A 22,828-nucleotide genomic window follows, 5' to 3' on the forward strand; every position below is an offset into this window, starting at 1 on the left:
ACATGACCTGTTTTTTACGTGCAACCATTCTGTTTCACGAAACGTCTGATGGATGGAGAAGGCCATGATGTGCGCCTGTTCAATGATTTGTTGACAGGAGGGGTTTGTATTCATCCATACACTCGCTTATCGTTAATCCTTTTGCTTGTTTTTATGGCGGGATGTGGTGCGGGAAACGTGGACATTCAGCGAAGTTCGAATTCGGGAGCCTCCTCCGAGATAAAAACAAAAGGGGAATATCCCCATGGAACGCCAAACATCATCGGTTATATCACTGAAATGGGAGATGAAGGAATCTTGGTGGAGGATAAACCAAAGGAAGCTCATGCAGCGAATAAAATCATGACAAGACTTACAAAACACACGAAATACCTGATTCGAAACAGTCAAAGCTTCAAACGGGGACAAAAAAGCGACCTGAGGCTGGGCATGAAAGTAGAGGTCTGGTACAATGGCCCGATTCTCGAATCCTATCCGGGTCAGGGGACCGCTGGTTATATCGTTTATCATTTGAAAGGGGAACCAGACCCTGAGCCGGCGGGACCGCCCCATATCAGCGGATATATTACCTCACTCCATTCACGGGAATTCATGGTGGAAGAAGATCCGACCCGATGGAGCCGGGATAAAATGACGGCGCTGATTACCACAGAGACAAAAGTATGGGTTCGGAAAGGAAATAAGTTGGAAAAAGGCGACTGGACAGATTTAAAAAGAGGCATGAAAGCGGAAGTCTGGTTTGACGGGCCACTGGCAAATGCCTATCCCGGACGGGGCAGAGCCGTCCATGTCGTTTATGACCCAAAAGAGATAAGGAAATTTTAACCATCCGGAAAACCGAACGATGTAGGAGTGATCACTGGCATTGACAAGAAAAACCGCGGATTTTTGTGGAAGGAGCCCCTTTCCGCCCGGAATAGGAAAAGAGGATTCAGACCGACCTGACCGATTCCATCTCCAGGGATGCGGGCAACTGACAATAGGAAGCCCGGCTGGACTTGAGCGTGGGAACGAGGTTGAAACCTGGTATGATTATGAGGAGATTGCCAGTCCGAAGAAACTGGTTTCGTGAAAAGGATTCAATTCGATTCAGAAACAAAATGGCCGGTTGACTCGTCGCGTATTTCCCGATATATTGTACTAGTACGTTTTGTTGATTCGGTCTTTTCTTGACAATCATTTTCCTGTCTGATAGGATATAAATATCGTGCAAGAAGAAGCGCCCGCTTCTCACCTGTTCGACGCGCCAGGCAGTTGGCAGGTTGATTGAACTCAAGTGGATGTTCATGTTTCATGTCGGAAACTAAGTGTGGGCGCTTCGCGTTCACACTTTTTGTTTTTATTAACTTTTCCGGAGGTGGCAGGTTATCAGCAGGGAAAATCAACACCAGGTTAACGAAGCGATTCGTGCCCGTGAGGTCCGTTTGATTGGGGTTAATGGTGATCAGCTGGGGATCAAACCGTTGCGTGAAGCGCTCCGAATAGCGCAGGAAGCCAACCTGGATCTTGTCAATGTTGCTCCGCAGGCAAAACCGCCCGTTTGCCGCATTATGGACTATGGAAAATTCCGTTATGAGCAAAGTAAACGGGAAAAAGAAGCCCGCAAAAACCAAAAGGTCATTCAAGTGAAAGAAGTTCGTCTCAGCCCGTCCATCGAAGAAAATGATGTGCAGACGAAATTGAAGAATGTGAAAAAGTTTTTGCAAAAAGGCGATAAAGTGAAGTTGACGATCCGTTTCCGCGGACGCGAAATCACCCATCAGGAGCTCGGCCGCAAAATCCTGGATCGCATGGCCGATGAAGTGAAAGACATCTCGGAAATCGAACGCCAACCCAAACTGGAAGGCCGGCAAATGATTATGATTTTAACGCCGAAACAGTAGTCGCAAGGAGGAAAACCCATGCCAAAAATGAAAACGAAAAAATCCGCAGCCAAGCGTTTCAAAAAAACGGGAACCGGTAAAGTGAAGCGCAACCATGCATTCACCAGCCATTTGTTTGTCAACAAAACCCCGAAACGCAAACGCAAATTGCGCAAGAGCGCAATCATGTTCAAAGGTGACGTTAAGCGTATCGCACAATTGATCGCATACAAGTAATCATTCGCAGATCCAGATGTTCTTAAGTTCAGGAGGGATTCACAGTGGCAAGAGTAAAAGGCGGTACCGTGACTCGCGCACGTCGCAAAAAAGTACTGAAACTGGCAAAAGGTTACTTCGGTTCCAAACATAGACTGTTCCGTACAGCGAAACAGCAAGTAATGAAATCATTGATGTATGCTTACCGCGACCGTCGTCAACGCAAACGCGATTTCCGCAAACTCTGGATTACCCGGATCAATGCGGCCGCACGCATGAACGGTCTTTCCTACAACAAATTCATGCACGGCTTGAAAGTGGCCGGTGTGGACATCAACCGCAAAGTGCTCGCCGAGCTTGCTGTTTCTGATGAAAAAGCTTTTGCTGAGTTGGTCAACATCGCGAAAAACGCGAAGTAATGATAGATGCTGGAAGCCTGTGCCCCGAAGCGCGGGCTTTTTTATATTGTGTTTTACAAAGGCCGCTGCTATGGGTTTTCCCGCGCAGACGGCCCTTTTTTCAGTGCGATCGTTTTCCTTCTGTTCTGCTTCGAAAAGTTTTTGCATATTGCTTGTTCTAAGCGGAACTTCTTTCACGAAAAAAGCGAGAAGGATCCCGCCGCCCAATCCCCGGATGCCGCGGCAGGCGATCAAATGCAAGATGGTCGCGGACGTTCCGTTCAAAAACGAACCGATCATAAACAAAATAAGTCCGATGAGCAAGAACGTTTTCCGGCCGTACAGGTCCGACAGCTTCCCGACCCACATCGACGTAATGCCGGAGGTCAGCATGTAGATCGTAAACATCCGGTTAAAATCTTCCATTCGCCTTCTTCGCGGAAACGATATGCGGCAGAATGGCGCCGGCAATGGTTTGGTTGAGGGCGTCAAAGAGCATGGAAGCGACAATGGCGACCCTGATGGCAGCTTTTTGGTTCCGGCTTAACTGCTCCACTCCCGATCCTCCCGGAAGTTTAAATATGGCCCATTCCAGGGAGGAATGAGCGTGAGTGATTTAGAGCAATTTCTGAAGCAGCCGGCGAAGGGTTTCGATTTCCTCCGTGTCCAGTCGTTCAAATTTTTGACGGAGGTATTCCATTTTCTTCTCAGAGATTTGACCGACTAATTTTTTTCCCTCATCGGTAATATGGAGCTCCACGACGCGTTTGTCCAGGTGGGACCGTTTCCGGTGAACCAGCTTTTTCTTTTCCAGTTGGTCCGCCACATGGGTGATATGGCTCACGGACACCTCAAATTCCTGGGAAAGTGCCGTTACAATTTGCGGACTTTTGGATTGCAATTGTTTCAATACAGCGAACTCCGCGCCGGTGAGGGTATCGCCCCAGATCTCCGACAAATCCTTTCGGATTTGTCGGACGACATTTCTAAATGTTTGCTCCAACTCCAGTATGCTTTCTATGCGATCAGGCATATTCGTCTCCTTTGTGCAAAAATATTGCTTCCATTGTTTCAGTATATTAAATATTTTTTCTCGTTGATTATATATCTGCACGCAGGTTTTTTCAAGTCAGCAACCGACATGAAGCAACCAGGCCGGTTTCAAAAAAAATGCGTGACAATCAGATTATTATCATATAAACTGATATGAAAAATATTTGGACAATGAGAGGGAAGGTGCGACAGTTTGAGGAGTGACCAGATTAAAAAAGGGATCGAGCGCGCTCCCCATCGGAGTTTGCTCAGAGCCACAGGATTAAAGAATGAAGATTTCGACAAACCCTTTATCGGTATTTGCAACTCATTTGTTGAAATCATACCCGGTCATATCCATCTCAACAAATTCGCGGAAGTGGTGAAACAAGCCGTTCGGGAGGCGGGCGGTGTCCCCTTCGAATTTAATACCATCGGTGTGGATGATGGGATTGCCATGGGCCATATCGGGATGAGATATTCGCTGCCCAGCCGGGAGATCATCGCCGACTCGGTGGAAACGGTGGCACTGGCTCACTGGTTTGACGGGCTCATCTGTATTCCCAACTGTGACAAAATCACCCCGGGGATGATGATGGGAGCCATGCGGGTCAATATCCCCACCATTTTCATCAGCGGGGGGCCGATGAGGGCAGGGGTAACCCCGTCCGGTAAAAAAGTGGACCTGTCCTCTGTATTTGAAGGAGTGGGAGCGTACCAGGCCGGAAAAATTGATGAGCAGGGATTGCAGGAGCTGGAGGAGTACGGTTGTCCCAGCTGCGGTTCCTGTTCGGGAATGTTTACCGCCAACTCGATGAACTGTCTGGCCGAGGCGCTGGGATTGGCCTTGCCCGGAAACGGAAGCATCCTCGCCAATACGAAAGAAAGGGAAGAGCTGGCGAAAAAAGCGGCCCGCCAGATTATGGAACTGATCAAGGCCGATTTGAAACCCCGTGATATCGTCACGCAAAAATCCTTGGACAACGCATTTGTGCTCGATATGGCGATGGGCGGATCGACCAATACCATCTTGCATACCATGGCCATCGCCCATGAAGCCGGAGTGGACTATCCCCTTTCCCGCATCAATGAACTGTCCAAGAAGGTGCCCAACCTCTGCAAAGTAAGCCCTGCCGGCCAATGGCATATGGAAGATATCGACCGGGCCGGAGGCATCAGCGCCATCCTCAAAGAGTTGAGCAGAAAAGAAGGGCTTCTTCATCTGGACTGTCCGACGGTAACGCTTAAAACGCTGGGAGAAAACATCGCGGATGCGGAAATTTTAGACACCGAAGTGATTCATACGCTGGAGAATGCTTACAGTGAAACAGGCGGGATCAGTATCTTGTACGGAAATCTCGCTCCGGACGGGGCTGTGATCAAAACCGGAGCCGTCGATCCGTCCGTGAAAGTGTTCCGCGGTCCGGCAGTGGTTTTTGATTCTCAAGATTCCGCCCTTGCCGGGATTGCCCTCGGCAAAGTGAAAGCAGGGGATGTGGTTGTCATCCGCTATGAAGGCCCCAAAGGCGGCCCGGGAATGCCGGAGATGCTGTCCCCGACTTCGGCCATTGTCGGCATGGGGCTCGGGAAAGATGTGGCTCTAATCACAGACGGACGCTTTTCCGGGGCGACACGCGGCATCTGTATCGGCCACGTTTCTCCGGAGGCGGCGGAAGGCGGACCGATCGCGCTCATCCAATCGGGTGATATCATTGAGATTGATCTGGTAAGAGGAACGCTCCATCTGGAAGTGCCGGAAGATGAATTGAAGTTGCGCCGCGAACAATGGAAGCAACCGAAGCCAAAGGTGGAGGGAGCATTCTTGCGCCGGTATGCGCATCTGGTGACCTCCGCCAATACGGGAGCGGTTTTGAAAGAATACTAATTGGTTTAAAAAGTAAAAATAAACTCCCCGGGATAAAGGGGAGTGATCCTCTCCATGTGCTGTAAACGCTTCCATTTTTGTAACAAAAAAAGATGAAAATCTTTGTTGACAGGGAAAAAAGAAGCTGTCTATAATAACATTCAAATAATCGAAATGGTCGACAAAATAAATCGAATTCAATTTGCTTGAATCGAAAATCAGATGATTTGTCGGAAATGATCGGATCGAAAGTGACCATTTCGCCAACGATGTTTTCTTTTCAGCACTGATTTTGTAACAAACTACATCCATTACACAGAAAATTTGATATTTTAAGACGATGATGAGGACCGGTAGTTTACTCGCGCGATACAGAGAGTCCGGGGTGGCTGAGACCGGAACCGCGGGTTTACTAACTTCTCACCTCGGAGTCGGGTGTCGAAAGGCGCAATTGGCGCTCAGTAGTACACTGCCGGCCGTCGCCGTTATCGACGAGAGTCCTGGTAGGATACCCGGACTCGCTGAGGTCGGTTTTCGTGAGAAGCTGACGAAATTGGGTGGTACCGCGAACCTTTTTCGCCCCAATCGGAAATGGCTAAGCCAGACGAATGGGTGAAAAAGGTTCTTTTACTTTATCAAAAAAGAGGAGGAGTAACCGGTGGCTCCCCAGATGGAAACCATGACGAGTCAGTTAGAGGAGACCAAGAAAGCAGAGAAAGAGTACACAGGTTCAGAAATTTTGCTTCGATCGTTGATCGAAGAAGGAGTCGAGGTGATTTTCGGTTATCCGGGCGGAGCTGTATTACCCATTTACGATTCCCTCTATGAGGGGCATGTGAAACACCTGCTGGCCCGTCATGAACAAGGAGCGATTCATGCTGCCGACGGTTATGCGCGGGCAACAGGAAAACCAGGTGTGGTGATCGCCACATCCGGGCCCGGGGCGACCAATCTGGTAACGGGGATCGCCACTGCCATGATGGACTCGGTTCCGCTCGTCTGCATCACCGGAAACGTACCCCAAAACCTGATTGGAACCGATGCGTTTCAGGAAGCGGACATTACCGGGATCACCATGCCGATCACCAAACATAACTATCTGGTCCGCGATGTGCGGGATCTGCCGAGAATTGTCAAAGAGGCGTTTACGATTGCGACCCAGGGTCGTCCGGGTCCCGTCCTGATCGACATCCCCAAAGATGTTTCCAATGCCAAGGCGACCTTCCACTATCCCGAATCGGTATATATCCGGGGATTTCAGCCCAATACCGATCCGCACCCGCTTCAGGTTCAAAAGCTGCATGAAGCCATCGCCAAGGCCCAACGGCCGGTCATTTTGGCCGGGGGAGGCGTGGTCAGCTCCGGTGCTGCCGATGAACTCGTGAAGCTGGCGGAAACGGCGCAGATTCCTGTCACCACCACTTTGATGGGAATCGGCGGATTTCCCGGGACTCACCCGCTGTGGATGGGAATGCCGGGGATGCACGGGACCTATGCGGCCAACCATGCCCTGCTTGAGTGTGATCTTTTGATCGGCATCGGCGCCCGTTTCGATGACCGGGTGACGATGGGGCGCATCGACAAATTCGCCACCAAAGCCAAGATCGCTCATATCGATATTGATCCGGCGGAAATCGGCAAAAATGTGGAGACATTTATTCCGCTGGTGGGCGATGTCAAGAAGGTTTTGGAGGCGGTGAATGAAAACGTACCGCGCAGCCAGTCGGACGACTGGATCAAACAGGTCGATGAGTGGCGGAGGAATTTTCCTCTTACCTACAAACCATCCGCTGATACGTTGAAACCTCAATGGGTGATTCAGCATCTTCACGATTCCACAGGCGGTGATGCGATTGTGACCACCGACGTGGGTCAGCATCAGATGTGGGTGGCCCAGTATTACCGCTTTGTCCGTGCCCGTTCCTTCTTAAGTTCCGGAGGTCTGGGGACGATGGGCTTTGGTTTCCCCGCAGCGATCGGAGCCCAATTGGCCTATCCGGACCGTACAGTCATCGCGGTAACCGGGGACGGCGGATTTCAGATGACGGCGCAGGAGCTGGCAGTCGTGGCCCTCGAAAACATCCCGGTTAAAGTAGCCGTGATCAATAACCATTGTCTGGGCATGGTTCGCCAGTGGCAAGAAGTATTCTATGAGGAAAGGTATAGTGAAGTTGATTTATCCGGCAGCCCGGATTTTGTCAAACTGGCAGAAGCTTACGGTGTGAAAGGCTGGCGGGCCAAAACGCAGGAAGAAGCCGTCCGGGTGTGGGAAGAGGCACTCCGCCATCCGGGTCCGGCCGTCGTCGATTTCTGGGTCACTCCTGACGAAAACGTTTATCCCATGGTGGCACCGGGAGCGGGGCTTGATGAGATGTTGATGGGAGATGAGGAGAATTGAGGCATATCGTTTCCGTACTCGTAAACAATCAACCGCGGGTATTGGCACGCGTAGCCAGTTTGTTCGGACAGAGAAACTTTAACATCGAGAGCATCAGCGTAGGCGAGTCAGAAGAGCCCGGCCTCTCCCGGATGGTGATCGTCACCAATGGGGATGCGCGCACGATGGAGCAAGTGACCAAGCAGCTCAACAAGTTAATCGACGTGATCAAAGTGCAGGATTTAAGCGCAGATGCCGCAGTGGAGCGGGAGCTGTTGCTGGTCAAAGTGGGAGCCTCCCCCTCTTCCCGGGGGGAGATTGCGGGAATCATCGAACCGTTCCGCGCCTCCATCGTCGATGTCGGAACCCACTCTCTCATCGTCCAGGTGACGGGCGAACGTTCCAAGCTGGACGCGATCATCGAGCTTCTCCGTCCTTATGGAATCAAGGAGATGGCCCGCACGGGCGTAACGGCCCTCGCCAGGGGGAGTAAGGTCAAAACGCCTGTCCATTCCTGAGCGTGTATCACAGCAATCGTCCCGTTCCCGTCGGTTGGCTGAGATTGGATTGACAAGTTCGGGTTAAATGCTCAGACGTGGTAACCATTCAGCAAAATCACTGATTGATAAAAGATTTGGAGGATGGATGAACATGGCAAAAATGTATTACGAACAGGATGCAGATCTCTCTCTTTTGCACGGAAAAACGGTCGCCGTCATCGGTTATGGAAGCCAAGGACATGCTCAAGCGCAAAACTTGCGCGACAGCGGAGTCAATGTAATTATCGGATTGAGAAAAGGAAAATCATGGGAAAAGGCTGAGCAGGACGGATTTCAAGTGTTTGAAGTGGAGGAAGCAGCCAAGCGGGCCCAGGTCGTCCAAATTTTGCTTCCCGATGAGGCTCAGGCGAAGGTTTACAAAGAGCAAGTGGAACCCCATTTGAATCCCGGCGATGCACTTGTTTTCTCCCATGGTTTCAATATTCACTTTAATCAGATTGTTCCGCCTGCCCATGTGGATGTGATCCTCGTTGCCCCCAAATCCCCCGGCCATCTGGTAAGGCGGGTATATCAAGAAGGGTTTGGCGTTCCGGCGCTGATCGCTGTCCATCAGGATGCGACCGGACACGCGCACGCATTGGCCCTTGCTTACTGTAAGGGAATCGGATCGACTAAAGCGGGTGTGATTGAGACCACGTTTAAAGAGGAGACGGAAACGGATCTGTTTGGTGAACAAGCGGTTCTCTGCGGCGGAGTCAGCGCGTTGATCAAGTCCGGATTTGAAACGCTGGTGGAGGCGGGTTACCAGCCGGAAGTAGCCTATTTCGAATGCTTGCATGAATTGAAACTGATCGTCGATCTGATGTACGAACAAGGCTTGGCCGGAATGCGCTACTCGGTCAGCGATACTGCCGAATATGGCGATTATGTGAGTGGAAAGCGCGTCATAGCTGAAGCTTCCCGCCAGGCGATGAAGGAGATTTTACAGGAAGTTCAAGACGGTACGTTCGCGAAGAGATGGATTGAAGAAAATCAAAGCGGACGCCAAGAGTTCGAGAAGATGAGACAGCAGGAAAGAGAGCATGAGATTGAGAAAGTCGGAGCCAAGCTGAGAGAGATGATGGTATGGGTAAGCAAGAAAGAACCGGTGAATCAATAAAAACCGAAAAAATGGGGAGGAAGCGGTTATGCGAACGATTTACATTTTCGATACCACATTGAGGGATGGGGAACAATCACCCGGAGTCAACCTGAGCGCCAGAGAGAAGGTGGAGATTGCTTCCCAGCTGGAAAAATTGGGTGTAAATGTGATCGAAGCGGGATTTGCCGCTTCCTCTCCCGGAGATCTGGAAGCCGTGCGGGAAGTCGCCAAATCGGTCAAAAATGCTTCAGTGGCAAGCCTGGCGCGTTCTGTCCGGGGCGATATCGACAAAGCCTGGGAAGCCCTGAAAGTTGCCGAATCACCTTATCTGCACGTTTTCTTAGCCACTTCTCCGATTCACCGTGAATATAAACTCAACATGACCAAGGAGCAGGTATTGGAGCGGGCGGAAGAAGCGGTCCGCTATGGAAAAAAGTTTTTCCCGATCGTTGAGTTTTCGGCGGAAGATGCGGGCAGAACCGAAATTGATTTCTTGTGTGAAGTGGTCGACCGGGCCATTCGAGCCGGGGCGCAAATTATTAATCTGCCCGATACGGTGGGTTATCTCACCCCAGAGGAATATGCAGAAATGTTTGCCGAGATCAGAAGAAGGGTCCCCGGAATCGAGCGGGTGCGACTCAGCGCCCATTGCCATGATGATCTGGGCATGGCCGTGGCGAACAGTTTAGCTGCCATTCAGGCAGGAGTGGAGCAAGTTGAGGGAACCATCAACGGGATCGGTGAGAGAGCGGGAAATGCAGCGATTGAAGAGATCGCCATGGCCATTAAAACCAGGGAATCGTTCTATCAGGCGCAAACGACCTTAAATCTGAAGGAGATTGACCGGACCAGCCGATTGGTCAGCAAATTGACCGGCATGTTCGTCCCGGCAAACAAAGCTGTCGTAGGAGCGAATGCATTTGCCCATGAATCCGGTATTCACCAGGACGGAATGTTAAAGAACAAATCCACGTATGAGATTATTACTCCGGAAAGCATCGGTCTCGAAACCCGTCTGGTACTCGGCAAACACTCCGGGCGACATGCTTTCCGGGAAAAACTGGAGCAGCTCGGCTATCCGCAATCCGATGATCAGCTCAATTTCCTGTTTGCCCGGTTTAAAGAACTGGCCGACCGGAAGAAGGAAATCACGGATGACGACTTGATTGCCCTTGTAGAAGAAAAACTGACAGATTCTGCGGATCTTTTCACTCTGGAATCCCTGCAAATCTCCTATGGAAGCCACTCTCTGCCGACTGCCTCCCTCCGGATTCGCCATAATCCCGACGGCAGGCTGCTGGAAGAGGCAGCCTGCGGAAACGGCTCCGTAGATGCCATCTTTAAAACGGTAGACCGGATCGTCGGTGAAAAAGTGGAGCTGGTCGATTACCGCATCCAGTCCGTTACCCAGGGCAAAGATGCACTGGGTGAAGTCTATGTGCAGCTCGAACAAAACGGCTTGACGGTACGGGGAAGAGGAGTCAGCACAGACGTATTGGAGGCGAGCGCCCGAGCTTATGTGGACGCGGTCAACCGTTTAATTCGCAGAAAAGAAGTGATGCAGGCAGCAGAAACGGAAGCAAAAGTATCCATTTAAACGAATGGGAGGAGAGGAAAGATGAGCAGAGCAAAGAAAATCGCCGTCCTTCCCGGCGACGGAATCGGTCCGGAAATCATCGATGAAGCGGTAAAGGTTTTGCGTCAAGTGGAAAAAGTATTCGGGCTCTCGTTTGAGTTCCAATTTGCGATGGTTGGCGGGGGAGCGATTGACCGTGCCGGTACTCCCTTGCCGCAGGAAACGCTGGAACTTTGTAAAAAGTCTGATGCCGTTCTCCTGGGTGCGGTGGGAGGGCCCGAGTGGGATGAGAATCCTCCCGAACTGAGACCGGAAAAAGCATTGCTTGCCCTTCGCAAGGAGCTTGGGTTGTTTTCCAATCTGCGGCCGGTGGTTTTATATGAAGGAATGGAAAAGAGTTCAACCTTGCGGCCCGAAGTGATTGCCGGGGTTGACCTGATCGTTGTACGAGAGCTTACGGGCGGAATTTACTTTGGGGAAAAAACAAGGCAAAAAGCGGAAGGCGGAGAAGAAGTAGCCACCGATCTGCTCATCTATTATGAGCATGAAATTGAGCGCATCGTCCGTCTCGCATTTCAGATCGCCCGCGGGCGCAAAAAGCGCGTCACTTCGGTAGACAAAGCCAATGTGCTGGAAAGTTCCCGCCTCTGGCGTACGGTGGCCAACCGGGTGGCCAGGGAATTCCCGGATGTGGAAGTGGAACACATGCTGGTGGACAATTGTGCGATGCAAATGGTTCGCCGTCCCGCTGATTTTGATGTGATCGTCACGGAAAACATGTTTGGCGATATCTTGAGCGATGAAGCCGCCATCTTGACCGGTTCGATCGGCATGCTTCCATCCGCCAGCCTGGGCGAAGGTTCATTCGGGCTTTATGAACCGGTTCACGGCTCCGCTCCCGACATTGCCGGCCAGGGAGTGGCCAATCCCAGTGCCACCATTCTCTCTGCGGCAATGATGCTCCGTCATTCCTTTGGTTATGAGGAGGCGGCAGGGGCCATCGAGAACGCAGTCAAACATGTGTTGAGCCGGGGCTATCGAACCCCTGATCTCGCCACTCACGGGCAAATGGCTGTAAGCACCGAAGAGTTTGGCGATCGTGTGGTGGAAGAGCTGTCAAGGTACGAACCTTCCCCATCCATTCCGCTGGAAGTGATGTTTTAAAAAAACGAGTCTGAGAAGCAGGGGAGACAGTCCCCGCTTCTCAGACTTTTTTATTTTGTCCGTCCGTAAAAAGGAAGGTATTGGCATATGTCGATTGTGAGTGTAATCGGGTGGCACGGAACATATTATTGATGAAAATATTGCATAGGAGGATCTAGTATGGAAATCAAACCCCTGACTGTGTCACCCAATCCGGAAATGGTCGCACAACCCCCGCAAATGAATCACGGCGGACATGAAATGTTTGATGTTCATGAAGTTTTGTCCGGAACGATCGGTGTACTGGATCAGTACACGATGTTTCGCCAACATGTGAAAGACCCTGAGCTCGCGGATATTTTGAACCGGCAGTACAATTTTATGCTCAATGACTACAATATGCTGGTTCAGGCTTTCCAGACAGGGCAAGACCCGGCTCAAGGAACCAAAACGTATATGATGAATCAAGAGAACAATTTTATCTACGGATTGAAACCGTCGGCTCCCAAAACACCCATGCGATCCGCCAATGAAATCAATGATCAACGGATCGCTGGGCAAATGCTCGGAATGCAGAAGACTTGTGCCGGACAGAGAGCGGTTGCCGCCTGTGAGGTAACCAATCCCGTCGTTCGCCGCGTCATTGCGGACAGCGTTCCCAACTGTATTGAGATGGCCTACGAACTTTCCCTGTATGCAAATAAAAAAGGATGGTACCAAGTCCCGCAATTGAGTGCCGAAGATATGCAGCAGATGATGCAATCCTATGGTCCCGCCCAGGGGGCTCCGAACCAAAACCCGACAATGATGCAGTAAACGCATGAAAAATTTCACCCCGGCTCTTGTAAAAAGACCGGGGTGAATTCGTGGATCAAGATTTAGCGGCAACCGGGGTCGGTTTGGTTTTGCTGTTGGAGAACGGTTGTTTCAAAGCCTCTTTTTGCCCGCCTTCCCAGAGCTCTTCAATCTTTTTCAATTCTGCTTGGCTGAGCGGAGTTTTATCCGGGGCCTGGGCAAACTCGCGCAGATTGTCTTCATTGGTGATGTTCGGCAGCACCGATTTGACTGCGGGGCTTGCCAGGCAGAAGAGAATTGCGGCTTGCCCGATCGTCCGGTCTGTGCCCTCATATAAAAATTTCCACTCGCGCACGGCCTGAAGCCCGGCTTCCATCCACTTTTTGGGGCGATGGTTCCGATGGTCGGATTTGTCGAAATGTTTGTCCGGGTCATAGGTTCCGTCCAACAAGCCGGAAGCGTGCGGAACACGGGAGATAAGTGCGCAGTTATGCTCTTCTGCGGCTCGGATCAGTTCACGGGCCGGATCTTGTTCGATCAGGTTGTTAATGATTTGGGCCATGTCCATTTTGCGCTCCGCAATGGTGGCCAATCCTTCATCTCTCCACCCGATATCCGGTCCCAGCGCTACTCCGTAAGTGAGAATTTTGCCTTCTTCTTTCAAGCGTTCCAGTGTTTCATGCACTTCGTCGCTTTGAATCGCTTCCATACGGGCATTGTGCAATTGGTAGATATCAATGTAATCGGTTTTGAGGCGCTGCAGGCTTTCTTCACAAGATTTGCGAATGGATGCGGCATCCCAGCGCTGAGGAAGCTCGCTGTGCCCGCCGTGGCGATCCCCGCGTTTGGCATAGATGTCGTAACCGAATTTGGTAGCGATGACCACTTGATCGCGGATGCCCGAAAGAGCTTCAGCGAGTATGGTTTCTCCCTTTCCTTGTCCATATACATCGGCGGTGTCAAAGAAAGTGATTCCATAATCCTCATAGGCACTGCGAAGCAGTCTTTTTCCCAATTCTTCATCCTTTACGCCCCACCATGGGGTGGCTACTGACCAAACACCAAATCCCACCTCTGAGATGGGGCGGTCAATTCCAGGCATCGAACGATATTTCATATGGAAGATCCTCCTTGCAGGCGTATATCAATGGCTTCGTTTGAGCTAAGGCAAATGTTGAAAGTGATCTGTTATCAATCTGTGTTTCACCCATTCAGTGTAACACAAACGAGAATTAGAATCAGGTTGAGCCGGATGTGTTCGTCCGACCTTATTGTACCACTTTGCAGCGGGGCAGATAAAAACAAGGTTTACAATTTTGTGGAGTTGCCCATCAATTGCAGGAATTGCTTGGCAGCCCCGAGCGGACTTGACGCTTTGCTGATCGCGGAGATGACCGCAACCCCGTCCGCGCCTGCTCCGACCACTTCGGGAGCGCGATCCGGGGTAATCCCTCCAATACCAACGATGGGATAACGATGTCCCATCTGCTGGCGAATGTGGCGAACGGCAGCAGGACCGACCGGCTCTCCGGCATCCGGTTTGGAGGAAGTGGAGAACATGGGGCCGACACCGATATAGTCGGCACCGTCTGCAAATGCGCGCCTTGCCTCTTCCAATGTTTCTGCGGAAACACCTAAAATTCGGTCGGGTCCGATCAGGCGGCGAACTTCATCCGCGGGAAGGTCTTCCTGTCCGATATGCACCCCGGTCGCATCTAAAATCAGGGCGAGATCCACCCGGTCATTGACGATAAACGGAATGTTGTGTTCCCGGCAGATCTTTTGCAGTTCTTTTCCCAGTTCTACGGTTTCTCTTCCATTCAGCCGTGAGTTTTTTTCACGAAACTGAAAACAGGTGATCCCGCCTTGGATCGCTTGTTTCAGTACTTCGACAGGGTTTTCTCCGGGGCAATCCTGGCTGCCCATGACGAAATAGAGGCGAAGAGAATCTTTGAATCTCATGCTTTCCCCTCCTGTAAGCGGTGTGCCCAATGATTGGTCGGACCATGCCCGCCTCCGAGATGCAGGGGGTGACGGATGGCAGCCGTGATAAAAGCTTTCGCTTGCCGGACAGCAGAAAGGACGGCTTCTCCTTTGGCTAAGTGGGCAGCGATTGCCGCCGAAAAAGTGCAGCCTGTTCCGTGTGTATGCGGTGTCTCAAACCGGGGGGATGAAAGGATGGAGAACTCTTGCCCATCGTAGAATAGATCTTCCGCTTCCCCGTCCGGCAAATGCCCTCCCTTGATCACCACCGATCGGGCCCCCATGCCGATGATCATCCGGGCTGCTTCCTTGCGGGCTTCCATGCTGTCCAGTTGAAGGCCGGTCAACACCTCCGCTTCCGGGATGTTGGGAGTGACCACTGTGGCAAGCGGGAGCAAATATCGTTTCAATGCCAGCCGGGCATCCTCGTTCAGCAGGGAATGTCCGCTTTTTGAAATCATGACCGGATCCACGACCAGATTGGGGATGGCGTAGGCTTTCACTTTTTCGGCGATGACCTCCATGATTTCAATGTTGGCGATCATGCCTGTTTTGGCGGCATCCACACCTAGATCTTCCACAACCGCATCGATTTGTTCAGCCACCGCTTGGGGAGGAAGTTCATATATACCTTGAACTCCCAGCGTATTTTGTGCCGTAACCGCGGTCAGTGCGCTCATTCCGAAGACCTCAAGTTCCTGAAACGTTTTCAAATCAGCCTGAATTCCGGCCCCTCCTCCGCTGTCGGAACCGGCGATTGTCAACGCGCGGGCGATGGTTGGCGCCATGTTGGTTTCTCCTCTCCATTTCTCTTTTCTGTGAAAACGGCTGAATCCTTTTCTCCTGTGTGCATCGGGGAGGCGATTTTTCTCCGGGGACGGCCATAAAAACACTCCGTCCGATCACCGTCTCCCCGCCCGGATTGTACCCTTTTCTGATCGTTTATGTCGATGGAGTGTTTTCTTGATTGGTACACTCTCTCTGTTAACAAATCACTCATGTATCGGAGAAAAGCATGTGGATCATAAAGATGATAACCTATGTGACCGGGGTTGTGAAGCCGGGCATGCCGCAGTTCGGATCGGCTGCTACCAGCTGCGGATTTGCTTCCCGCCTGGTCCCACCAGAAAACAAATGACCTGCTCCGCCTGTTGACCACTTTGACAGAAATTAAAGATGAAAACCGATCCTCAAATTGGTATGATTTTTATTGATTCAGAGCGTTGTCATGTTATCAAACGGGAGTGAGAAACATTGTCCAAAAAGGGAAAAAAGTCTTCCAACATGAGCACGATCACCATGGCGACCTTATTGATAGTATTGCTTGGACTGGGAGTCTTTGCGATGATCCGTCCAACGGGGACGAATGAACAAACCGGGCCGAATATACAAAACTTTTCTTATGCGGGGCAACCGAGCATCGGAAATCCGAATGCTCCGGTCAAGTTAATGGAGTTCGGCGATTTCAAGTGTCCGGCTTGCAAAGCATTTCACGACACGATTTATCCTCAGTTGAAAAAGGATTACATCGATACGGGCAAAGTTCAGATGTTCTTTTCCAACTACCAATTTATCGGTCCGGATTCGATCACTGCTGGTATGGCGGGAGAAGCGGTCTATAAGCAAAATAACGATGCTTTCTGGAAATATTATGATGCCGTTTATACAAATCAAAAAGAAGAGTCACAGATTTGGGCCACACCCGAATTTTTGATCGGCCTGGTCAAAAAGCACGTGCCGGGTATCGATACCGACCAATTGAGCCGGGACTTAAAAAATAAAACATACCAAAAAGAGGTAGAGGCGGATAACCAATTAGCGAAAAAAAGCATGGTAAGATCAGTCCCGGCCATTTTTGTCAATGGGAAAGAAGTGGAAGACAGTTTGAATTATGATGCCATCAAAAAGGCGATTGAAGAAGAGCTGAAAAAGTAATCTCCGGGGCGGCATGGCATATCAACTCGGGCTGTGCCGCCTTTGGTTTTGAGTATGTAGCGATACTGCGTAAATAGGCCGGTTTGATCCAACATTTGTCCAACCAGTTGAACAGCTGAAACATATATTATGAAGTAACTCCAAAGTGAAAGGAGTGGGAACTTGGCTAAAGCAGCAGGATTGGGCGGACTGTTTGGCGGTTTTGGAATCAGTTGGATCGCCGTCGCCGTACTGGTCATCCTCTTCTTGTTTTTTATTTTCTTTTGGTGGGGATTCGGAGGTTTTGGAGGTTTCGGTTTTGGACCCGGATTTGGCTTTGGCGGCGGCTTTGATTGGTAGAATAGGTGGATTTTGGGCAAAATGAAGGAAAGATACACCGGAATCAGTTTGTTCGGTGTATCTTTTCATTCAAGCTTGCAACGTTCAGCGCATTTTGGAAAGTTGATCGTGAAGTGTTCCGATCATTTCGCTCCGCTGAGCCGGGCTGCTGTTTTCCCAGATGACTTCAAACAGAACACCAAGACCGGGGAGCAATTTTTCATCCCCTCTGATCGACTCCTCGACTAAATCTTGAAGTTCTTGGTTATTCATGTTATGAATGTTGTTAATCACAGCACCGCGAATATCAAAATTCATTGTCAAACCCTCCTTTCCTTCATAGGTTGTACGGAAAAAAGCACTTTATCCGAAAAGGGAAGATGATCGGCGGATCAGTTGGCAGAATACACGGAGGTGTCCACCTTTGAACAAAACATTTGCAGTGATCGGTTTGGGGCGGTTTGGAGGAAGCGTCGCCCAAACCCTGGATTCAATGGGATATGAAGTATTGGCTGTGGACCGGAATCCCCAGCGCGTTCAGGATATGGCCCAGATTGTCACCCATGCCATCGAGGCGGATTCGACGGACGAGCATGCCCTGAAAGCCATGGGAATCCGCAATTTCGATGTGGTTGTCATCGCGATTGGCGATGATATACAGTCCAGTATCCTGACCACCCTGATTCTGAAGGAGATGGGCGTTAAAAAAATCGTCGTGAAAGCGGTAAATGAGCTGCATGGAAAAGTTCTTTACAAGATCGGTGCAGACCGGGTCGTCTTTCCGGAACGGGATATGGGTGTCCGTCTTGTACATAACCTGATCTCCCCGAATATCCTGGATTATGTGGAGCTCTCCAAAGATTACAGCATTGTGGAAATTCTGGCGGGAGACTTCTTTAAAGGGAAAACGTTGCAGGAGCTGGATATTCGCGCGCGTTTCGGATGCAATGTCATGGCGATAAAAAGCGGGGAAAAGTTTAACATTGCCCCGGCCGCAACCGATGTGATTCATGAAGGGGATTTGCTGATCGTGATCGGACACAATGATCATCTGAAAAAACTTCAGGAACAGGCGTACGGAAATGAATAAGATCATACATCTGACCTCCCCGCAAAACGAACACGTAAAGAAATGGAAAAAATTAAAAACCAAAAAAGGGAGATCAGAATCGAAAACCCTTTTGATTGAAGGGGAACATCTCATCATGGAAGCCATTTCCGCCCGACTCCCCTTTCACGCGGTGATCTTCGATTCGGGAAAGAAAGATGCGGCGCTCAGCGTGTTGGAAAGCTATCCCGTCCAAGCTCCTGTCTATGAATTGGCTTCTCCCCTGTTTACATCCGTGACAGAGACGGATTCGCCCCAGGGAGTTGCCGCCGTAGTCGGGATTCCCGACTGGTCGGCGGAAGAACTTTTATCCAGGGGAAAATCGGGGGCCACGTATCTTCTTTTGGATGCCGTTCAGGACCCCGGCAATCTGGGCACGATCGTTCGTACCGCGGAAGCGGCCGGCGTGACCGGCATCTGGCTGGGAAAAGGAACCGTCGATCCGTTTAACCCGAAAGTGGTTCGTTCCGGGATGGGATCCCTGTTTCGTTTGCCGATGGTTCAGCTGGATCTCGCGGAAGCGATCTCCTTGTTAAAGAAAGACGGCGTAACGGTGGTAGGCACTTCCCCGCGCGGCGGCGTTTATCATTTTGAGTACCCGTTCCCCGCTAAGTCTGCCATTTTGCTTGGAAATGAAGGAAGAGGGGTGGATCCTGCCTTGATGGCTCTCGTCGATGAGATGGTTCAGATTCCCATGCCGGGGAAAACCGAATCGCTCAATGTCTCCGTCACCTGCGCCATTCTCATCTATGAGCGGGTTCGCCAACGTTATCCGCACTTGTAACGGTTGCAAGTCTCATTTGGGTTGGCTATAATATTTAATAATTTTCCAATACAGAACGAAAGCGATGATAGAGAAGAGTAAGCAGCGCGCCCTTGCAGGGAGGAGGTGCCCTGGACTGAAAGCGCCTCTAAGGAAACGGCTGCCGAAGTTCGCTCTGGAGCTGTCCTTTGAACAAGTTACTCGACTTAAGTAGAGGGAACCGGTTTCGGCCGTTATCCGAATGAAGTGGAAAGGCAAGGGCTGTGTTGAACCTGCTTTTCAAAAAGGGTGGTACCGCGGATCTCCCGTCCCTTAGGGCGTGGGATTTTTTTATTTGTACATAAAAAAGAAAGGAGAGTTTCTCGTGCGCGAACGTTTGCAGGCGTTACAGGAGGAAGCATCATCAGCGATTGCTTCAGCAGATGATTTAGACCAGTTGCGTGAATTGAAAGTCAAGTATTTGGGGAAAAAAGGGGAGCTGACGGCTGTGCTTCGGGGAATGGGCAGCCTTTCTCCCGAAGAGCGCCCTGTGATTGGGGGGTTGGCCAACGAGATTCGTGGCAAATTGGAATCGTTGATCGCCGAAAAAGAGGAGGCTTTGGAAGAAGCCGCTCTGGAAACGAGATTGCAAGAGGAAAAAATTGATATCACTTTGCCCGGAGTTCCCCGGGTTGCCGGATCGATTCATCCGCTCAACCTGATCATCGAACAAATCGAGGATATCTTTGTCGGCATGGGCTTTGAAGTGGCTGAAGGAACCGAAGTGGAAGTAGATTACTACAATTTTGAAGCGCTCAATATACCGAAAGACCATCCGGCCCGTGACATGCAGGATTCTTTTTACATCACACCTGAAATATTGTTGAGGACTCATACATCCCCCGTACAAGTAAGAACCTTGGAAGCGAAAGAAGGATATGTCCCTGTCCGCATTATTTGTCCCGGCAAAGTATACCGCCGCGATGATGACGATGCGACGCACTCCCACCAGTTCACTCAGATTGAGGGATTAGTGGTCGATCGCGGGGTTTCAATGAGCGAATTGAACGGGGTCTTGCTTTCTTTTATCGAAAAGATCTTTGGCGAAGGGACGGAAATGAGATTGCGTCCCAGCTATTTCCCGTTTACCGAACCCAGTGTGGAAGTGGATATCTACCATCCCGAAAAGGGCTGGGTCGAAATCCTCGGTGCGGGTATGGTTCATCCCCGCGTGCTGGAAAAAGCCGGCTACAATCCGGAGCGATATACCGGCTTTGCGTTTGGAATGGGTGTGGAACGGATCGCGATGTTAAAGTACGACATCGATGATATTCGCCACTTCTACAATAATGACTTGCGCTTCTTGCGCCAGTTCAGGTCTGTGTGAGAGGAGAGTCTGACACCATGCTGGTATCATACGAGTGGTTATCTCAATATGTGGATCTTGAAGGAATCTCCCCGGAAGACATCGCAGAAGAGTTGAACCGGACCGGGATTGAAGTGGAAGTCATCTATACCCGGGATGCCGGAGTTTCCGGGGTGGTCGTGGGTGAAGTGCTGTCTGTGGAGAAGCATCCGGAAGCGGACCGCCTGAACGTTTGTATGGTCAACGTGGGCAAAGGACAAATGCTGCAAATCGTTTGCGGAGCATCCAACGTCGCCGCAGGCCAGCGGGTTCCGGTGGCGCTCGTGGGGGCCAAGTTGCCCGGCGGAATGAAAATCAAAAAAGCCAATTTAAGAGGCGTGGAGTCCAACGGAATGATCTGCTCGGCCAAAGAGCTTGGATTTCCGGATAAAGTGTTGATGAAAGAACAGACGGAAGGCATTCTCGTGCTGGGGCCGGATGCACCGGTCGGAGAAGATATCAAAAACTACCTGGGCATGAACGATCAAGTCATTGAGCTGCAATTAACTCCCAACCGGTCCGATTGTTTGGGCATGATCGGGGTTGCGTATGAAGTATCGGCCATCTTCGACCGTGAGCTGCGTTTGCCGGATGTATATATTCAATCGGTGGACGAAGAGGAGTCCCCTGTGTCGATCACACTGGAATCGGAAGAAGATTGCCCGTTTTATGCCGCTCAGGTTGTTCATGACCTGAAAATCGGCCCGTCTCCGCAATGGATGCAAAATCGGCTCATCTCCGCCGGAATCCGGCCGATCAACAATATTGTCGATATCACCAACTATGTGATGATCGAGACCGGGCAGCCGCTGCATGCTTTCGACTATGATCAGATACCCGGCGGCAGAATCGTCGTCCGGCGCGCTCGTCCCGGTGAACAACTGGTCACCCTGGACGGCGTCACACGTGAATGCGATGAAGAAATGCTGCTCATCACCGATGGCGATCAGCCGCTCGCCATTGCCGGCATCATGGGGGGAGAATCCTCTGAAGTGACGGCACAAACGACCTCTGTGCTGATCGAAGCGGCCTTTTTTGATCCGGCTGTCGTGAGGAAAGGTTCCCGTAAGCTGGGATTGCGTTCCGAAGCCAGCAACCGCTTTGAGAAAGGGGTGGATCCGGAACGGATCATTCCCGCACTGGCCAGAGCGGTTCAACTATTGCAGCAATTTGCCGGCGGTAAGGTAGGTTCGGATCTTTATGCAGAAAAGATCGGAGACGTTGACGATGTCGTCATTTCATTGCGTCATGAACGGCTGGTAAAAGTTCTCGGAATTAAGATCAAGGAAGAAGAAGTGCTGGACATTTTCCGCCGTCTCCATTTTCCGACCCAGCTCCGCGAAGGCATATATGATGTACAAGTTCCGACCCGCCGTCCCGATTTGACGATGGAGGTCGACTTGATTGAAGAAGTGGCGCGCTTGTACGGCTATGACAGGATTCCGACCACGTTGCCGTGGGGACAGCAGCTGCCGGGCGGTTTGACCCGCGAGCAAAAGCTGCGTCGGGTGATTCGCCATACATTGCGCAATCTGGGGATGAACGAGGTTCTCACCTATAGTTTAACCTCTCCCGAAGCGGGTAAAAAGATTGAGCCGCTCCATCGTACCGCCCGCCCCATCGCGCTGGCGATGCCGATGAGCAATGAACATGCCGTTCTCCGCACCAGCTTGCTGCCCCAGCTCATCGAGACGGCCGCGTACAATATCAAACACGGCAATAACCGGGTCACGATTTTTGAAATGGGTAAAACCTATGTGACCGAAGAAGAGAACCTTACCACTTTACCGGAGGAGCGCTGGGAATTGGCCGGACTCCTGACCGGCGAAGCAGAGCCGACCATTTGGAAGCAGACACCGATCCCGGCAGGGGATTTTTACATCGTCAAAGGGATGTTGGAAGCTCTCTTTACCCGTCTCGGCGTTAGCGGTGTTCAGTACTCGGAAGCATTCCCGGACGGCTTTCATCCCGGCCGCACAGCCGAATTGAGCGTGAATGGGGAAGTGATCGGCCTGTTGGGACAACTTCACCCCAAACTGGCGAAAAAATACGGCTTGGAAGATCCGGTTGTCTTCCAGTTAGACTTGGCTAAACTGTTCTCCGCAGCCAACGACGAAGTGGTTTATCAGCCGATTCCGCGCTATCCGGCCGTCACCCGCGACTTGGCACTGGTTGTTGACGAAGATGTGCTGGCCCAGGAAGTGGAAGAAGGGATTCGCGAGGTTGCCGGAGAATTACTAGAATCTGTGACGCTCTTTGATGTCTTTACGGGTGCGCAAATCGGGGAAGGAAAGAAGAGCATCGCTTATTCCCTCGTGTACCGGGCAAAAGACCGTACCCTGACTGACGAAGAAGTTCAGGAGGTTCACCAGCGTGTGGTCGATTATCTGGAAGACATATTGGGAGCGAAACTCAGATAAACGCGGGGTTTCA

23 protein-coding genes, 1 pseudogene and 2 other annotated features are annotated in these 22,828 nt (G+C 51.0%); of the genes and pseudogenes, 17 read left to right on the forward strand and 7 right to left on the reverse strand.

Annotated elements, in window-relative coordinates:
- The first annotated feature begins 177 nt into the window (after positions 1 to 177).
- The 4 genes from BMW55_RS05700 (at position 178) to rplT (ending at position 2,497) form a co-directional block, all read left to right on the forward strand.
- Positions 178 to 825, forward strand: coding sequence for a DUF3221 domain-containing protein (locus BMW55_RS05700; RefSeq protein WP_170839764.1), 648 nt, complete (start codon positions 178 to 180; stop codon positions 823 to 825).
- Positions 826 to 1,205: 380 nt separating this feature from the next.
- Positions 1,206 to 1,342, forward strand: a sequence feature (ribosomal protein L20 leader region).
- Between the two features lie 25 nt (positions 1,343 to 1,367).
- Positions 1,368 to 1,883 (forward strand): translation initiation factor IF-3, encoded by a 516-nt coding sequence (gene infC, locus BMW55_RS05705; RefSeq protein ID WP_089966244.1) that lies wholly within the window; start codon positions 1,368 to 1,370, stop codon positions 1,881 to 1,883.
- 18 nt (positions 1,884 to 1,901) lie between these two features.
- Positions 1,902 to 2,099: a 50S ribosomal protein L35 gene (gene rpmI, locus BMW55_RS05710; RefSeq protein ID WP_089966245.1), complete on the forward strand. Its 198-nt coding sequence runs from the start codon at positions 1,902 to 1,904 to the stop codon at positions 2,097 to 2,099.
- Between the two features lie 44 nt (positions 2,100 to 2,143).
- Positions 2,144 to 2,497 carry a 50S ribosomal protein L20 gene (gene rplT / locus BMW55_RS05715; protein WP_089966247.1) on the forward strand — a complete coding sequence of 118 codons (354 nt, stop codon included), beginning with the start codon at positions 2,144 to 2,146 and terminating at the stop codon, positions 2,495 to 2,497.
- A 195-nt stretch (positions 2,498 to 2,692) separates the two neighbouring features.
- On the opposite strand, the pseudogene BMW55_RS19920 reads toward rplT, so the two are convergent.
- The 3 genes and pseudogenes from BMW55_RS19920 to BMW55_RS05725 form a co-directional block, all read right to left on the reverse strand.
- Positions 2,693 to 2,902: pseudogene (locus tag BMW55_RS19920) on the reverse strand (MFS transporter); the annotation flags it as partial.
- Positions 2,889 to 3,032: a hypothetical protein gene (locus BMW55_RS19260; RefSeq protein ID WP_170839765.1), complete on the reverse strand. Its 144-nt coding sequence runs from the start codon at positions 3,030 to 3,032 to the stop codon at positions 2,889 to 2,891. The gene BMW55_RS19260 and the pseudogene BMW55_RS19920, both read right to left, overlap by 14 nt.
- Positions 3,033 to 3,092: 60 nt before the next feature.
- Positions 3,093 to 3,509, reverse strand: a complete 417-nt coding sequence (locus BMW55_RS05725; protein WP_089966249.1) for a MarR family winged helix-turn-helix transcriptional regulator — start codon at positions 3,507 to 3,509, stop codon at positions 3,093 to 3,095.
- A 213-nt stretch (positions 3,510 to 3,722) separates the two neighbouring features.
- Here BMW55_RS05725 and ilvD point away from each other — a divergent pair, with 213 nt between their 5' ends.
- The 7 genes from ilvD to BMW55_RS05765 all read left to right on the forward strand — a co-directional run bounded on the left by ilvD (position 3,723) and on the right by BMW55_RS05765 (position 12,925).
- The gene (gene ilvD / locus BMW55_RS05730) at positions 3,723 to 5,393 is read left to right on the forward strand and encodes a dihydroxy-acid dehydratase (RefSeq protein WP_089966251.1); all 1,671 of its coding nucleotides are present in this window, start codon (positions 3,723 to 3,725) and stop codon (positions 5,391 to 5,393) included.
- 649 nt (positions 5,394 to 6,042) lie between these two features.
- Positions 6,043 to 7,770: a biosynthetic-type acetolactate synthase large subunit gene (gene ilvB, locus BMW55_RS05740; protein WP_089966511.1), complete on the forward strand. Its 1,728-nt coding sequence runs from the start codon at positions 6,043 to 6,045 to the stop codon at positions 7,768 to 7,770.
- Positions 7,767 to 8,267 (forward strand): acetolactate synthase small subunit, encoded by a 501-nt coding sequence (ilvN, locus tag BMW55_RS05745; protein WP_089966255.1) that lies wholly within the window; start codon positions 7,767 to 7,769, stop codon positions 8,265 to 8,267. Before ilvB ends, ilvN begins: the two co-directional genes overlap by 4 nt.
- 133 nt (positions 8,268 to 8,400) lie before the next feature.
- The gene (ilvC, locus tag BMW55_RS05750; protein WP_089966257.1) at positions 8,401 to 9,408 is read left to right on the forward strand and encodes a ketol-acid reductoisomerase; all 1,008 of its coding nucleotides are present in this window, start codon (positions 8,401 to 8,403) and stop codon (positions 9,406 to 9,408) included.
- Between the two features lie 28 nt (positions 9,409 to 9,436).
- Positions 9,437 to 10,987 carry a 2-isopropylmalate synthase gene (locus BMW55_RS05755; RefSeq protein WP_089966259.1) on the forward strand — a complete coding sequence of 517 codons (1,551 nt, stop codon included), beginning with the start codon at positions 9,437 to 9,439 and terminating at the stop codon, positions 10,985 to 10,987.
- A gap of 21 nt (positions 10,988 to 11,008) precedes the next feature.
- Complete coding sequence (gene leuB, locus BMW55_RS05760; protein ID WP_089966261.1) at positions 11,009 to 12,130, forward strand: 3-isopropylmalate dehydrogenase; 1,122 nt, start codon at positions 11,009 to 11,011, stop codon at positions 12,128 to 12,130.
- 159 nt (positions 12,131 to 12,289) lie between these two features.
- Positions 12,290 to 12,925, forward strand: a complete 636-nt coding sequence (locus tag BMW55_RS05765) for a spore coat protein (RefSeq protein WP_089966263.1) — start codon at positions 12,290 to 12,292, stop codon at positions 12,923 to 12,925.
- Positions 12,926 to 12,980: 55 nt separating this feature from the next.
- Here the strand turns inward: BMW55_RS05765 and BMW55_RS05770 are convergent, their stop codons facing one another.
- The 3 genes from BMW55_RS05770 to thiD form a co-directional block, all read right to left on the reverse strand.
- Positions 12,981 to 14,021, reverse strand: coding sequence for an aldo/keto reductase (locus BMW55_RS05770; protein ID WP_089966265.1), 1,041 nt, complete (start codon positions 14,019 to 14,021; stop codon positions 12,981 to 12,983).
- A gap of 191 nt (positions 14,022 to 14,212) precedes the next feature.
- Entirely contained in the window at positions 14,213 to 14,866 is a 654-nt protein-coding gene (thiE, locus tag BMW55_RS05775; RefSeq protein WP_089966266.1) for a thiamine phosphate synthase, read from the reverse strand.
- Entirely contained in the window at positions 14,863 to 15,675 is an 813-nt protein-coding gene (gene thiD / locus BMW55_RS05780; protein WP_089966512.1) for a bifunctional hydroxymethylpyrimidine kinase/phosphomethylpyrimidine kinase, read from the reverse strand. The genes thiE and thiD overlap by 4 nt, the downstream gene beginning before the upstream one ends.
- Before the next feature lie 466 nt (positions 15,676 to 16,141).
- Here thiD and BMW55_RS05785 point away from each other — a divergent pair, with 466 nt between their 5' ends.
- Entirely contained in the window at positions 16,142 to 16,822 is a 681-nt protein-coding gene (locus BMW55_RS05785) for a DsbA family protein (protein ID WP_089966268.1), read from the forward strand.
- 162 nt (positions 16,823 to 16,984) lie between these two features.
- On the forward strand, positions 16,985 to 17,161 hold the full coding sequence (locus BMW55_RS19265) for a hypothetical protein (RefSeq protein WP_170839750.1): 177 nt from the start codon (positions 16,985 to 16,987) through the stop codon (positions 17,159 to 17,161).
- Positions 17,162 to 17,245: 84 nt separating this feature from the next.
- On the opposite strand, the gene sspI is transcribed toward BMW55_RS19265, so the two are convergent.
- Positions 17,246 to 17,458 carry a small acid-soluble spore protein SspI gene (sspI, locus tag BMW55_RS05790; RefSeq protein ID WP_089966270.1) on the reverse strand — a complete coding sequence of 71 codons (213 nt, stop codon included), beginning with the start codon at positions 17,456 to 17,458 and terminating at the stop codon, positions 17,246 to 17,248.
- A gap of 106 nt (positions 17,459 to 17,564) precedes the next feature.
- On the opposite strand from sspI, the gene BMW55_RS05795 reads away from it, so the two are divergent.
- From BMW55_RS05795 to pheT, 4 genes are all read left to right on the forward strand, one after another.
- The gene (locus BMW55_RS05795) at positions 17,565 to 18,230 is read left to right on the forward strand and encodes a potassium channel family protein (RefSeq protein ID WP_170839766.1); all 666 of its coding nucleotides are present in this window, start codon (positions 17,565 to 17,567) and stop codon (positions 18,228 to 18,230) included.
- Positions 18,223 to 19,032 (forward strand): TrmH family RNA methyltransferase, encoded by an 810-nt coding sequence (locus BMW55_RS05800; RefSeq protein WP_089966272.1) that lies wholly within the window; start codon positions 18,223 to 18,225, stop codon positions 19,030 to 19,032. The genes BMW55_RS05795 and BMW55_RS05800 overlap by 8 nt, the downstream gene beginning before the upstream one ends.
- A gap of 55 nt (positions 19,033 to 19,087) precedes the next feature.
- Positions 19,088 to 19,327: a binding site (T-box leader), on the forward strand.
- Between the two features lie 48 nt (positions 19,328 to 19,375).
- On the forward strand, positions 19,376 to 20,377 hold the full coding sequence (gene pheS, locus BMW55_RS05805) for a phenylalanine--tRNA ligase subunit alpha (protein ID WP_089966515.1): 1,002 nt from the start codon (positions 19,376 to 19,378) through the stop codon (positions 20,375 to 20,377).
- Between the two features lie 17 nt (positions 20,378 to 20,394).
- Positions 20,395 to 22,815 carry a phenylalanine--tRNA ligase subunit beta gene (gene pheT / locus BMW55_RS05810; RefSeq protein ID WP_089966275.1) on the forward strand — a complete coding sequence of 807 codons (2,421 nt, stop codon included), beginning with the start codon at positions 20,395 to 20,397 and terminating at the stop codon, positions 22,813 to 22,815.
- Positions 22,816 to 22,828: the final 13 nt, after the last annotated feature.

It is taken from the genome of Lihuaxuella thermophila, assembly GCF_900110165.1.
Taxonomy (GTDB): domain Bacteria; phylum Bacillota; class Bacilli; order Thermoactinomycetales; family Thermoactinomycetaceae; genus Lihuaxuella; species Lihuaxuella thermophila.